At 51.5% G+C, this 13,219-nt stretch carries 12 protein-coding genes; 4 read left to right on the forward strand and 8 right to left on the reverse strand.

All coding sequences use genetic code 11. The features are described 5' to 3' along the window. Positions 1 to 415 precede the first annotated feature (415 nt). From L2097_RS09875 to mgrB, 3 genes are all read right to left on the reverse strand, one after another. Positions 416 to 1,417 (reverse strand): MBL fold metallo-hydrolase, encoded by a 1,002-nt coding sequence (locus L2097_RS09875; RefSeq protein ID WP_250352756.1) that lies wholly within the window; start codon positions 1,415 to 1,417, stop codon positions 416 to 418. A 21-nt stretch (positions 1,418 to 1,438) separates the two neighbouring features. Beyond that, positions 1,439 to 1,726, reverse strand: coding sequence for a YebO family protein (locus tag L2097_RS09880; protein ID WP_047370870.1), 288 nt, complete (start codon positions 1,724 to 1,726; stop codon positions 1,439 to 1,441). A 74-nt stretch (positions 1,727 to 1,800) separates the two neighbouring features. Beyond that, positions 1,801 to 1,944 carry a PhoP/PhoQ regulatory lipoprotein MgrB gene (mgrB, locus tag L2097_RS09885; protein ID WP_072039749.1) on the reverse strand — a complete coding sequence of 48 codons (144 nt, stop codon included), beginning with the start codon at positions 1,942 to 1,944 and terminating at the stop codon, positions 1,801 to 1,803. 158 nt (positions 1,945 to 2,102) lie between these two features. Between mgrB and L2097_RS09890 the strand changes: the two genes are divergently transcribed. Beyond that, entirely contained in the window at positions 2,103 to 2,342 is a 240-nt protein-coding gene (locus L2097_RS09890; protein WP_085005971.1) for a YobH family protein, read from the forward strand. Positions 2,343 to 2,375: 33 nt separating this feature from the next. Here L2097_RS09890 and kdgR read toward each other — a convergent pair whose 3' ends face one another. Then, positions 2,376 to 3,167, reverse strand: a complete 792-nt coding sequence (gene kdgR / locus L2097_RS09895; protein ID WP_250352757.1) for a DNA-binding transcriptional regulator KdgR — start codon at positions 3,165 to 3,167, stop codon at positions 2,376 to 2,378. A gap of 177 nt (positions 3,168 to 3,344) precedes the next feature. Between kdgR and L2097_RS09900 the strand changes: the two genes are divergently transcribed. Further along, positions 3,345 to 4,715 carry an MFS transporter gene (locus tag L2097_RS09900; protein ID WP_085005970.1) on the forward strand — a complete coding sequence of 457 codons (1,371 nt, stop codon included), beginning with the start codon at positions 3,345 to 3,347 and terminating at the stop codon, positions 4,713 to 4,715. 45 nt (positions 4,716 to 4,760) lie between these two features. Here the strand turns inward: L2097_RS09900 and htpX are convergent, their stop codons facing one another. The 4 genes from htpX to msrC form a co-directional block, all read right to left on the reverse strand. Beyond that, positions 4,761 to 5,642 (reverse strand): protease HtpX, encoded by an 882-nt coding sequence (gene htpX, locus L2097_RS09905; protein WP_250352758.1) that lies wholly within the window; start codon positions 5,640 to 5,642, stop codon positions 4,761 to 4,763. Positions 5,643 to 5,835: 193 nt separating this feature from the next. Next, positions 5,836 to 7,884, reverse strand: coding sequence for a carboxy terminal-processing peptidase (prc, locus tag L2097_RS09910; protein ID WP_250352759.1), 2,049 nt, complete (start codon positions 7,882 to 7,884; stop codon positions 5,836 to 5,838). Between the two features lie 19 nt (positions 7,885 to 7,903). Then, a complete protein-coding gene (proQ, locus tag L2097_RS09915; RefSeq protein WP_047370875.1) occupies positions 7,904 to 8,590 on the reverse strand; it encodes an RNA chaperone ProQ in 687 nt (228 codons plus the stop codon). Between the two features lie 97 nt (positions 8,591 to 8,687). Next, positions 8,688 to 9,185, reverse strand: a complete 498-nt coding sequence (msrC, locus tag L2097_RS09920) for a free L-methionine (R)-S-oxide reductase MsrC (RefSeq protein ID WP_047370876.1) — start codon at positions 9,183 to 9,185, stop codon at positions 8,688 to 8,690. Positions 9,186 to 9,318: 133 nt separating this feature from the next. Between msrC and yebS the strand changes: the two genes are divergently transcribed. Together yebS and L2097_RS09930 are read left to right on the forward strand one after the other, a co-directional pair. After that, positions 9,319 to 10,602 carry a membrane integrity lipid transport subunit YebS gene (gene yebS, locus L2097_RS09925; RefSeq protein WP_250353157.1) on the forward strand — a complete coding sequence of 428 codons (1,284 nt, stop codon included), beginning with the start codon at positions 9,319 to 9,321 and terminating at the stop codon, positions 10,600 to 10,602. After that, positions 10,571 to 13,204: a PqiB family protein gene (locus tag L2097_RS09930; protein WP_047370877.1), complete on the forward strand. Its 2,634-nt coding sequence runs from the start codon at positions 10,571 to 10,573 to the stop codon at positions 13,202 to 13,204. Before yebS ends, L2097_RS09930 begins: the two co-directional genes overlap by 32 nt. The last annotated feature ends 15 nt before the right edge of the window (positions 13,205 to 13,219 follow it).

Genomic DNA, 13,219 nt, shown 5'->3' on the forward strand with positions numbered 1-13,219 from the left:
CACAAATTCTAAAGTTATCAATACAACCAATGCAGATTTATGCATAGAAGGTAACCTCATTACGACAGGCAACCAGCCTTCTGGCCCACGTTGATAACCCATCTTTTTTACCATAGCTCAATGAGTTCCATTCGTCCACGTGGGGGGATAAAAATATTACGGCATAGCTTATATCACTTACTGCATTAACGCATAGGTATGCCATTTTTCGCACATCAGGAACGCCTGAAATGCGCCCCTCTCGCAACTAATCAAATGCGGTGGTTTACCATCGAATATTTGTTGTGCAATTAAGCAGAAGTGTGCACCAAAATAATGAAAGTCTGATGACAGTGCCTCATAAAAAGGCAATAAAAACGTTTCGATAAAAATAAAAAATATTTAACTTGTTCTAAATAATAAATTAGTAGCAGTGCTATTCGCCTGTATTTTGCAAAGATAAATACTGACCAATTTTCAGCGTCATGAAGTTAGTAACGTCATCTGCCGTTTCGCTTAATGCGTTATCTAACTCGCGCAGCGGCTCATCCAGTGATTCATCCGCCAGTTCAAAAACACCCCAGTGAACAGGAAACGACAAAGGTTTACCCAACTGCTGCCATAACGTTACCGCCTGTTGTGGATCCATATGGTTGTAGGCCATGAACCAACGAGGAGCGTATGCACCAATCGGGAGCGCTGCCAGGCTTAACGGCCCCAAACGCTGTGGGATCGCCAGCAGGTCTTCGCTGTAACCGGTATCGCCAGGAAACCAGAACCGTTGCGCGCTATTTTCGATGACCCAACCACACCACAAGACGGAATTGCGATCCCATGGGGTACGCATACTCCAGTGTTGCGCGGGCACCGCCGTATACACAAGTCCCTGGAATACCACGCTTTGCCACCAGTCGAGTTCTATCACATTACGTGCGCCCAAACGACGGCACCAGCTTCCCAGACCGAGCGGCACAAAAATCGTCACGTGTGGAAAACGCTGTATGAGCGCGCGCATTGTCCTGACGTCAAGATGATCGTAGTGATTGTGCGAGATAACGATAGTATCAAGCGAAGGAAGTTCGGAAATGGCCAGCGCAGGCGGTGTTCGTCGCTGTGGGCCGACAAAACGTAGAGGCGATGCCCGGTCAGAGAAAACCGGGTCGGTCAAAATATACTGTCCCATCAGGCGTAGCAGGATTGATGAGTGACCTAACCACCAGACTCTGTCATCGTCACCGTTAATTTCTGCATGCTGCCACCATTGGGCAATAAAGCTGGCATATCCCTCTGCAGGCGGACGCGGCAACCCTGCGGCTTTGCGCTCCTGCCGCCAACGCTTTACGTCGCCAGACGCATGACCGCGTGGCGTTAGATTAGTAAATCCGTCGGGACGATGGTGAGGGAACGCGGCATTAAACCAGGGATTTTTACGCGCCATGCTGCCCTCACCTTGGTGAATTTAACGCTCTGCTACCAGACGGATAAATTCATCGCCTTTGCCTTCTTCTTCAGCGACCGGCGTCGGGGCAACCTCTTTTTCCGGTTCGTTAGATTCGCACAAACGACGCAACAATGCGGTCTGACGTTTTTGTTGATCTAACAATGCTTCGAGCAATTCGATCTGCTCATTAGTCCGCGAACTTGCGCGATTGATAAAGAACCACAGCACCAACCCGACCAGCAACACCACCACCGACACAACAAAAGACGCGATGTTAAGCGCGCCTGAACTCATTAATTCGTTCATTTTACCACCTCAACCAAAGAGGTACATTTTACCACTGGCAAGACGGAAGGACATCATTAACGACAAAAAAGCCCCTACCAGGGGATATATTTATTGATGACGCAAATGCCGCTGAAAAATTGAACATCCTGGTCGCACATTACATTTAGCATTTGAGTCCAGAGTAACAGGCAGACCACCAGTACGGCGATCAGTATTAGCCATCTAAACTTTTTCACTCCACTCTCCGATACTCCACTCTATGTTGCCAGGTTAACATTAGTTCCTTAAACCGCGACTAACTGTATCTCTAATCGGCGTTTTTAGGAATGCTCGGGTGTGCGGTCTCTCGCCGAAGCGGTAGCCTGAAAACAGTATCCAAACGCAAGGAATGAAGATGCGCACTCTTATTCGGGCAATTATTGTCGTAGCGCTGGTCTGGGTTGGTGTTTTGCTCAGCGGATATGGCGTGCTGATTGGCAGCCATGAAAATGCCGCCGGTCTGGGATTACAATGTAAATACCTGACAGCCCGGGGCGTCAGCACAGCACAATATGTTCACTCAAGCAGCGGTATTATCGGACTCACGCAATGTCCGGTACTGCGCAAAAGCGAAACGGTTGTCGATAACGGATAAACAAACGCCGCCATCAAGGCGGCGTTTTCACACTCAGAACGGGTAGTCGTTATAACCCATCTGTTCAGAAATCTTACGCGCAGCATGGTGGAGCATACTGACATACTCATGCAGGCGTTCCTCGGAGAAACGCAGCGTCGGGAAGGAGATACTCAGCCCGGCAATAACTACGCCGAAACGGTCAAACACGGGCACACCGATGCAACGTAACCCTTCTTCCTGTTCTTCATTATCTTCGCCATAGCCCTGCTGGCGAACAGTATCGAGCATCGGCAATAAATCCTCGGTACTGGTAATGGTGCGCTCGGTACTGCGTTTGTACTCTACCCCCTCAAGGATCTGCACCACTTCTTCTTTGTCACGCCACGCCAGCAATACTTTGCCAATCGCGGTGCTATACAGCGGGTTGCGACGACCAATGCGCGAATACATGCGCAGGTTGTACATAGAGTCGATTTTGTGGATATAGACAATGCTGTCTTCATCCAGCGCGCCCAGATGGATAGTCTCTTTGGTCAGTCGAGACAGTTCACGCATCTGAATATCGGCACTGCGGATCAGATCGACGTTTTGCAGCGCACGCGCACCGAGCTCGAACAGTTTAAGAGTCAGAGAGTACTTCTCTGATTCCCCTTCCTGCGCAACATAACCCAGTGATTTCATCGTCTGCAAAAAGCGATATACGGTGCTTTTAGACATCATGACGCGCTGCGAAAGTTCGGTGATCCCGATCTCACGTTCTTCGCCAAGCGCCTGCAGAATGCCAAATACCTTCAGTACAGAAGACACAGAGTCTGGCTGTTTGTCCAAATCTGCAATAGCCATTAGTCACCTCATCGCCCGTGTTTTATAAAAATCAGAATAGTTTTTTATTATAAATTTCTCGCCTGTGCGTCGCAATCCGAGTTTCGCAACTTCGTTACAAATCTGCGATATAAAACCGAAATACGGATGATAGAATCATTATACAAATCATTGAACAAGCAAAACCCAGCTTTTCTCATGAATAAATCCACGCCAGACGGCTTACCGGTTCCACAGCGCTACGGCGCAATATTAACGATTGTTATTGGCATTACCATGGCCGTACTAGACGGCGCCATCGCTAACGTCGCACTACCAACGATTGCCCGGGATCTGCACGCCTCAGCGGCCAGTTCAATTTGGGTCGTCAATGCTTACCAGATAGCGATTGTCATTTCGTTGCTGACGCTATCCTTCCTCGGCGATATGTTCGGCTACCGTCGCGTCTACCAGTGCGGGCTGGTGCTCTTTACGCTGACGTCCCTGTTTTGCGCGCTGTCAGATTCGTTACTCACGCTGACGCTTGCTCGTGTCGCGCAAGGTTTCGGTGGCGCGGCGCTGATGAGTGTGAATACCGCATTAATTCGCCTGATTTACCCACAGCGCCAGTTGGGGCGTGGAATGGGGATCAACTCTTTCGTGGTTGCCGTCTCCTCGGCAGCAGGCCCGACGATTGCCGCCGCCATTCTCTCTATCGCCTCCTGGCAGTGGCTGTTTTTGATTAATGTGCCGCTGGGAATACTCTCGCTGGTACTGGCGCTGCGTTATTTGCCCGCCAATGGCTCACGCAGCGCGATGCCGAAATTTGATCTCCCCAGCGCGGTGATGAACGCATTAACGTTTGGTTTACTGATAACCGCGATGAGCGGATTTGCCCAGGGGCAATCCACCCCCCTGGTGCTCGCTGAAATTGCTGCCATGCTGGTGATCGGTATTTTCTTTGTACGTCGGCAACTGCATTTGCCGGTGCCGCTGTTACCCATAGACCTGTTGCGTATCCCACTGTTCTCATTATCGATTTGTACGTCAATCTGCTCTTTTTGCGCACAAATGCTGGCTCTCGTTTCCCTGCCCTTCTTTATGCAATCGATACTTGGGCGCAGCGAAGTGGAAACGGGTCTGCTGTTAACGCCGTGGCCGTTAGCCACCATGGTGATGGCGCCGCTGGCAGGTTATCTGATTGAACGTGTCCATGCCGGGCTATTAGGTGCGCTGGGGTTGGCTATGATGGCATGCGGCTTATTTGCGCTGGCGATGCTGCCAGCAGCGCCTGCCGATGTGGATATTATCTGGCGAATGGCCCTTTGCGGGGCAGGATTTGGCCTGTTCCAGTCACCCAACAACCATACCATCATCAGCTCCGCACCGCGTCAGCGTAGCGGTGGAGCCAGTGGCATGCTGGGTACCGCCCGTCTGTTAGGGCAGAGTTTCGGCGCGGCACTGGTGGCGTTACTCTTGAACCTGTTTGATAAAAACGGGACACATACATCACTCCTGCTCGCAGGCATACTGGCAACCGTCGCAGCTATCATCAGCGGTTTGCGGATCACACAGCCGCGCACTGCATAAAAAAAGCGCGTCATATGACGCGCTTTTTCATTTCAGGCTCACGCCTTATTTGAGATAAGCCCCGCTACGCAGCGCTTCGATACGTTTGTCGAGCGGCGGGTGAGTCATAAACAGTTCGCTTAACGATTTAGACTTACCGTTGATGCAAAATGCCATCATGCTACTGGCTTCCTGCGGCTCATAGCTGGTTTTCAGGCGCTGGAGCGCGGCAATCATTTTTTCACGACCAACGAGTTTTGCAGAACCCGCATCAGCATAGAATTCACGATGACGTGAGAACCACATGGTGATAATGCTGGCCAGAATACCAAACACCAGTTCCAGTACGGTGGCCACGGCCAAGTAGATTAGCGGGTTACCGTTGCTCTCTTCGCCGTCATCGCGGTTGCCGCTGAGAAAGCCTGATGCAATCTGTGCGAGAATGCGCGAGATGAAGATAACGAAGGTGTTCACCACCCCCTGAATCAGGGTCATCGTGACCATATCGCCATTTGCGATGTGACTAATTTCGTGGGCAATCACCGCTTCGGCTTCATCACGGCTCATATTCTGCAGAAGCCCGGTACTGACCGCGACCAGCGATGCATCACGGCGGGCGCCTGTCGCGAATGCGTTGATATCCGGTGCATGGTAGATTGCCACCTGCGGCATAGCGATACCGGCCTGACGAGACTGATTCGCAACTGTATTCATCAACCAGCGTTCCATGTCGTTACGTGGTTGTTCAATAACCTCACCGCCTACGGATTTCAGTGCCATCCATTTAGACATCAGCAGTGAAACAAAAGAGCCGCCAAAACCAAACAGCAGCGCCATAATCAACAATCCCTGCACGCTGCTCGACTGAATGCCCGTCAGGCTAAGCACCAGGCCGAACACCAGCATGACGGCAAGGTTAGTCAACAGGAAGAGCGCGATACGCATCATAATTTTCTTTTAACCTCTAATTAACAAAACGCACTATGCGATTACCCACATCGTATGGTTAATCCGGCTATTTTCAAGCACCAGAACGCCGTAAGTCACCAGAAAGACACAACTTTACATTTTGTAGCATAATGCTTACGCCATCTGGAGCTTGTTAAAAAAACAGGCACAATTTCTTGTGCCTGTTGGAAGGTTATTTTGCGGGAGCGGGGTCAGCCGCCGGGGTATCTTTTTCAAGATGGGCAAGGTCCAAAGCAATATGGGCGGTCTCATCAAGATAAGGATCCGGCTCCTGGTAATCTTTCGGCAGATCTTCCAGTTTTTTCAGCTGCGGTTTGCCTTCACGTTTGAAGCGATCGTTGAGGCGACTGAGACGAATAGCGTCGTCTTCGGCGTTCTCTTTTTCACGCTGCGCATAGTTTAGCGACACGATATTCTTTTTCTCTTTCAGGGCATTGAAGCGAGCAATGTCCTTCATGATGTACTGGAATTCCGGGTCCTTCGCAATGCGCTCATCATGTTCCTGCAGCAGCTGCGGGCCAAACGGTTTCATGTCGCCATACTTCGTAAAGTTGGCCGCATTGATGCTATCCCACGGCAGTGCATTATCTTCAAACTTCTCGCCGGTTTCCGTCTCTTGCGTCCCCGTCGGCATAATGATATCCGGCGTGACGCCCTTACGCTGTGTACTGCCGCCATTAACGCGATAGAACTTCTGAATGGTGTACTGTACGGAACCCAACGCTGGCCATTCCGGGCGCAACATCTGATCGTAAATACGGTTCAGCGAGCGATACTGTTGAACAGTGCCTTTACCGAAGGTGGGCTCACCGACGATCAGTGCACGTCCATAATCCTGCATCGCAGCAGCAAATATTTCGGATGCCGAGGCACTGAAGCGGTCGACCAGCACCACCAGCGGGCCTTTGTAATAGACCACGCCATCGGTATCGCTGTCTTCACGGACTTTGCCATTATTGTCGCGAACCTGAACCACAGGACCTGACGGAATAAACAGACCGGAAAGGGAAACGGCTTCCGTTAATGCGCCGCCACCGTTGGTGCGCAGATCAATCACGACGCTGCTAACGTTCTGTTTTTCGAGTTTCTGCAACTGAACCTTGACGTCATCGGTCAGACCCACATAGAAACCAGGAATATCCAGTACGCCAACTTTTTCTTTGCCGACCGTTTTCACCGACATTTTCACCGCACGGTCTTCCAGACGAATACGCTCACGGGTCAGCGTCACAATCCGCGTCTTCGTTCCTTTACCCGCAGGCAGAATTTCGAGGCGAACTTTGCTGCCTTTTGGACCTTTGATCAACGCAACAACATCATCAAGACGCCAGCCAATGACATCAACCATATTCTGGCCCGTCTGCCCGACACCTACGATACGATCGCCCACGCTGATGGCTTTGCTCTTCGCTGCCGGACCGCCCGCCACCATCGAATTGATAACGGTATAGTCGTCATCCATCTGCAAAACGGCGCCGATACCTTCCAGAGAAAGGCTCATCTCGGTGTTGAACTGCTCAGTGTTGCGCGGCGACAGATAGTTAGTATGCGGATCAATTTCACGGGCAAACGACGTCATCGCCAGTGAGAACACATCTTCACTATTCGTTTGCACCAGCCGACGAATGGCAAATTTATAACGACGCGTCAGGGTGTCGCGGATCTCTTTCTCATCTTTACCGGTGAGCTTGAGACTCAACTCGTCATATTTGACTTTGCCATCCCAAAGGGCGTTAAGCTCGGATTCATCCTTTGGCCACGGCGCTTTACTGCGGTCAAGGTTGAAGGTGTCGTTGCCAGAAAAATCCATCGGCCGCTCCAGCACTTTCAGTGCGTACTGGTAACGTTCGAAACGGCGTTTTTGCGCAAGATTGTAGAGATCGTAGAAAACATCCAGTTTACCGGTGCGGAGTTCATCACCTAACTGCGTTTTTTTCTGCGCAAATTGTGCAACGTCGCTGGCCAGAAGCACATTATGGCTGTAGTCCAGCAAATTGAGGTAACGATCAAAGATCTTTGCCGAAAAGGCCTGATCCAAATCGAATTGACGGTAGTGAGAACGGGTAAACCGCGAAGTCACTCGCTCACTGACCGTCGCGTGCTGAGGCTCTTCCTTTAATACCGGAATTTGATCGGCACGGGTAATATCTTCCACCGCGAAAACCTGGCCTGTTATTAATAACAGACCAGCCAACGCTGTGCGCTTAAACAAAGTGTTCATGCCAGGCCAGGCCTCCGTTTCAGAACATCAAATGTTCTGCGCGTACAATCATCGACATACCCGAAGTAAGCTGTACGCGAACGCCGTCTTTGGTGATTTCCAGTACGGTGGCGTCCATCGCATTATTACCCGCTTTAACCTTAAGGTTTTGACCTACAGTCAGTGCAGATAAATCTGAAACTGGCGTATGACGTTCTTCTCGCGGCGCGCGCTGGGGTTTCGCAGCAGGTTTGTCAGTACGAGGTTTGCGCTCGCCATTTTCCTTACGACGCGGTGCTGGACGGGGTTTACGCTCACGACGCGGAGCCTCTTCCGTCTCACCGGCAGCAATAGCTGCTTCTCGTTTTTTCGCTTGTTGTTCAGCGCGTTGCGCCTGAACGCGAGCTTTGGCTTCTTCAAGCTGTTTACGCGCGTGCTCAACGTGCTGCTCATCCAGAACGCCGCACGGGTTACCGTCGAGATCGACACGGGTCGCACCAGCTTTGATACCATAAAGGTAACGCCAGCTTGAAGTGTAAAGACGTAAAGCGGAACGAAGCTGAGTTTTGCTGAGATTCATCTCGCCCTCAACTCGTGCAACTAAATCCTGAAAAATACCGATTTTCAGGGGACGCGCTTCGCCTTCTGCACTGAAACAGTGAGGAAAACGTTCGGACAGAAAGGCGATAACTTCTTTACTGCTATTCAACTTAGGTTGATTTTCCATGAAATTTCCTGATTACAACGGACGTTGCCAACAAGCCGCAGGCATGAACAGGCGTCATTATAATGACGCTATCCGTAAATGCTACGTTATCCGTTGATTATCCTGCGACGCCCGCAAAGAATTTTTTATAATCGGTCTGTATCAGCGTGTTTTCCAGGTGCGATACCAGCTCACGCAACCCCTCTTCATCCTCAGCAGCAAAACGCGCGAACGCAATGCTGTCGATATCAAGGACACCAATAATCTGATTATTCAGTGTAATAGGCAGTACGATTTCAGCATTACTGGCGGCATCGCAGGCAATATGCCCGGAGAACTGATGCACATCGTCCACGCGTTGCACGCTGTTTTGTGCCACCGCAGTACCGCAAACGCCGCGTCCGACCGGAATACGTACGCAGGCAATTTTGCCCTGGAAGGGTCCCAGTACCAGCGTATCTCCTTCAAGGAGATAGAAACCGGCCCAGTTCACATCGCTCAGTCGCTCAAAAAGCAACGCACTGGTGTTAGCGAGTGTCGCTAAAAAACTGGTTTCACCTGCCATTAACGCCTGAAAATCACGGTTCAAATCCGCGTAAAATTCTATTTTGTTCATTATCCAATCACTTTATGTCTTACTTCGGTAATGCAGTCTAGCCTATTAAAATAAGCATTAAATGCGTTGATGCTCAAGAAGTTCCCATCATGAGTTAAGATAGATTTATTCCTGATTTATTCATATGCATGCAATGGCCCTGAAAAACCGACAGATAACGCCTGCTAAAAAAATGGCCGTCCACACCATTGGCGACGCCTTGCCCCGCGCACATTATCAGCGATGTCCGCAATGCGATACGCTTTTTGCCCTTCCGGTGATGAAATCGCACCAAAGTGCATTCTGTCCCTGTTGTGATGCGAAAATTCGCGACGGTAGAGATTGGTCATTAACCCGTCTGGCGGCGATGGCCGTGACGATGTTACTGCTCATGCCATTCGCATGGAGCGAGCCGCTGCTCCACCTCTACCTGCTGGGCGTACGCATTGACGCAAACCTGTTCCAGGGGATCTGGCAGATGACCGCGCAGGGCGATCCGCTTACAGCCGCCATGGTGTTATTTTGTACGGTGGGAGCCCCGTTGATTTTGGTCGCCGCAATTGCCTACTTATGGTTCGGTAACATACTGGGGATGAATCTTCGCCCGGTTCTGCTGATGCTGGAAAAACTAAAAGAGTGGGTAATGCTGGATATTTACCTGGTGGGCATTGGCGTTGCCTCGATCAAAGTGCAGGATTATGCTTTTCTGCAGCCCGGTATTGGCCTTATCGCTTTTGTTGCCCTGGTGATTTTAAGTATTCTGACGCTGATTCACTTGAACGTAGAGCAGCTCTGGGAGCGTTTCTACCCTCAGCGACCAGCAAAACGCCCAGATGAGAAGTTGCGTATCTGTCTCGGATGTCACTTCACCGGCTTCCCGGATCCGCGAGGTCGCTGCCCGCGATGCCATATCCCCCTGCGCTATCGCCGCCGTCAGAGCGTACAAAAATGTTGGGCTGCGCTTATCGCATCGATGATATTTCTGTTTCCGGCTAATCTGCTCCCCATCTCGGTGGTTTACGTCAATGGCGCGCGACAGGAAGATACTATTTTGTCCGGCATTATGTCCCTGGCAAACAGCAATATCGCCGTGGCAGGCGTCGTGTTTATTGCCAGTATTCTGGTGCCATTTACCAAAGTTATTGTGCTGTTTACACTGCTGCTTAGCATCCACTTCAAATTTGAACAGGGGTTACGTACACGCATCCTGCTTCTGCGCTTTGTGACCTGGATTGGGCGTTGGTCCATGCTCGATCTGTTTGTCATCTCACTGACAATGTCACTAATTAACCGCGACCAGTTACTTGCTTTTACTATGGGACCGGCTGCGTTTTATTTCGGCGCAGCCGTAATATTGACTATTCTTGCTGTGGAATGGCTGGACAGCCGCTTACTTTGGGATGCACATGAGTCAGGAAACCCCCGCTTCGCCGACTGAAGCGCGTATAAAAACAAAACGCCGCATTTCACCTTTCTGGCTGCTGCCGGTCATTGCGTTGCTGATTGCAGGCTGGCTGGTCTGGGGAAGCTATAAAGATCGCGGTAACACGATAACCATCGATTTTATGTCCGCTGACGGTATTGTCGCCGGCAGAACGCCGATTCGTTATCAGGGTGTTGAAGTGGGCACCGTGCAGGATATTCGCCTGAGCGACGACCTGAAAAAAATCGAGGTACGCGCCAGTATTAAAGCCAATATGAAAGATGCTTTGCGCAGTGAGACGCAGTTCTGGCTTGTCACGCCAAAAGCCTCGCTGGCGGGCGTTTCCGGGCTGGATGCGCTGGTCGGAGGTAACTATATCGGCATGATGCCCGGTAAAGGGGAACCGCAAGAGCATTTTACTGCGCTCGACACCCAGCCCAAGTATCGGCTGAATAATGGCGAATTGATGATTCATCTTCATGCCCCGGACCTGGGCTCACTCAACAGCGGGTCGCTGGTCTATTTTCGGAAAATTCCGGTCGGGCGCGTTTATGATTATTCCATCAATAACAATAAACAAGGCGTCACCATCGATGTGCTGATAGAGCGCCGTTTTACCAACCTGGTGAAAAAAGGTAGCCGCTTCTGGAACATTTCCGGCGTCAAAGCGGATGTCAGCCTGAGTGGTGCAAAAGTCGAGCTTGAAAGCCTCGCGGCGCTGGTCAATGGCGCCATCGCTTTCGACTCTCCGGACTCCTCACAACCCGCGACGCAGGACGATGAGTACGGTCTTTACGAAGATCTCGCCCATAGCCAACGTGGGGTGCTGGTCAAACTCGACCTCCCGGGCGGTGACGGCCTGAAAGCGGGGTCGACAGCCCTGATGTATCAGGGACTGCAGGTTGGTCAGTTAACCAAACTCAATCTCAACCCCGGTGGCGCAGTGACCGGCGAAATGACGGTGGATCCGGGCGTCGTTAATTTATTGCGCGACAATACGCGTATCGAAATGCGTAGTCCCAAAATTTCACTTGATAATCCCAATGTCAGTTCGCTGCTAACAGGTACGACGCTGGAGCTGGTGCCTGGTGAAGGCGAGCCTCGTAATCATTTTGTGGTGCTGCCGGCCACAAAAAATCTGTTGCAGCAGCCTGGCGTTATCACACTGACGCTCACCGCGCCGGAAAGCTATGGTATTGACGCGGGACAACCGCTGATCTTACATGGCGTGCAAGTCGGCCAGGTGCTGGAGCGAAATTTAACCAGTAAAGGGGTTTCGTTTGCGCTGGCTATCGACCCGCAATACCGCGACCTCGTGCACGGTGACAGCAAGTTTGTGGTCAACAGCCGTATTGACGTCAAAATGGGCATTGATGGCGTTGAGTTTCTCGCCGCCAGCGCCAACGAATGGCTCAGCGGTGGTATTCGCATTCTCCCTGGTAGCAAAGGCGAGATGAAAACCAGCTATCCTCTGTTCGCCAATCTCGATAAAGCGCTGGAAAACAGTCTTAGCGACCTGCCGACAACCACCCTGACGCTGACCGCAGATACCCTGCCGGATGTGCAGGCAGGTTCAGTGGTGCTCTACCGTAAATTTGAAGTGGGTGAAATCATTACCGTGCGCCCCCGGGCAGATGCGTTTGATATCGAAGTGCATATCAAGCCGGAGTATCGCTCACTGTTGACCAGTAATAGCGTTTTTTGGGCCGAAGGGGGGGCGAAAGTTCAATTGAACGGTAGCGGCCTGACGGTTCAGGCGTCGCCATTGTCTCGTGCCCTCAAAGGCGCGATCAGTTTCGATAATCTCAGCGGCGCCAGCGCCAGCGCACGCAAGGGCGATAAACGTATCCTTTACGCCTCTGAGACCGCCGCACGCGCCGTCGGGAGTCAGATCACCCTGCATGCCTATGATGCCGGAAAACTGGCGGCGGGAATGCCGATTCGCTATCTGGGTATCGATATCGGCCAGATTTCTAACCTCCAGCTCATTGCCGACAAGAGCGAAGTACAGGCAACCGGGGTGCTCTACCCTGAATATGTGCAGACGTTTGCCCGTGGCGGCACACGATTCTCCGTTGTCACACCGCAAATCTCTGCAGCGGGTGTTGAGCACCTTGATACTATCCTGCAGCCCTATATCAATGTTGAACCTGGCCATGGCGAGGCGCGCCGTGATTTTGAAATACAGGAAACCACGATCACCGATTCCCGTTATCTTGATGGTTTGAACGTAGTGGTTGAAGCACCGGAAGCCGGTTCGCTGAATATTGGCACACCCGTTCTGTTCCGTGGGATCGAAGTGGGCACCGTCACCGGCCTGATGCTCGGTTCCCTGTCAGACCGCGTAATGGTTGGGATGCGGATCAGCAAACGTTATCAGCACCTCGTGCGAAATAATTCCGTGTTCTGGCTGGCTTCCGGCTATTCGCTGGACTTTGGCCTGACCGGAGGCGTGGTGAAAACGGGTACCTTTAACCAGTTTATTCGCGGTGGGGTGGCCTTTGCCACGCCTCCGGGTATTCCACTGGCACCGCAAGCGCAGCCAGGTAAACATTTCCTGTTGCAGGAAAGCGAGCCTAAAGAGTGGCGTCAGTGGGGCACCGCCCTGCCACGCTAATGCCTTACCGCTCCG

It is taken from the genome of Citrobacter sp. MNAZ 1397 (assembly GCF_023613995.1).
In the GTDB taxonomy this organism is placed as follows: Bacteria; Pseudomonadota; Gammaproteobacteria; order Enterobacterales; family Enterobacteriaceae; genus Phytobacter; species Phytobacter ursingii.

Bases quoted from the DNA above. Each gene is read 5' to 3' on its own strand.
- L2097_RS09900 (WP_085005970.1), top strand. From the start codon at position 3,345: ATGAATAAATCCACGCCAGACGGCTTACCGGTTCCACAGCGCTACGGC.
- msrC (WP_047370876.1), bottom strand. From the start codon at position 9,185: ATGAACAAAATAGAATTTTACGCGGATTTGAACCGTGATTTTCAGGCG.
- proQ (WP_047370875.1), bottom strand. From the start codon at position 8,590: ATGGAAAATCAACCTAAGTTGAATAGCAGTAAAGAAGTTATCGCCTTT.
- kdgR (WP_250352757.1), bottom strand. From the start codon at position 3,167: ATGGCTATTGCAGATTTGGACAAACAGCCAGACTCTGTGTCTTCTGTA.
- L2097_RS09875 (WP_250352756.1), bottom strand. From the start codon at position 1,417: ATGGCGCGTAAAAATCCCTGGTTTAATGCCGCGTTCCCTCACCATCGT.
- L2097_RS09930 (WP_047370877.1), top strand. From the start codon at position 10,571: ATGAGTCAGGAAACCCCCGCTTCGCCGACTGAAGCGCGTATAAAAACA.
- prc (WP_250352759.1), bottom strand. From the start codon at position 7,884: ATGAACACTTTGTTTAAGCGCACAGCGTTGGCTGGTCTGTTATTAATA.
- L2097_RS09880 (WP_047370870.1), bottom strand. From the start codon at position 1,726: ATGAACGAATTAATGAGTTCAGGCGCGCTTAACATCGCGTCTTTTGTT.
- htpX (WP_250352758.1), bottom strand. From the start codon at position 5,642: ATGATGCGTATCGCGCTCTTCCTGTTGACTAACCTTGCCGTCATGCTG.
- yebS (WP_250353157.1), top strand. From the start codon at position 9,319: ATGGCCCTGAAAAACCGACAGATAACGCCTGCTAAAAAAATGGCCGTC.
- L2097_RS09890 (WP_085005971.1), top strand. From the start codon at position 2,103: ATGCGCACTCTTATTCGGGCAATTATTGTCGTAGCGCTGGTCTGGGTT.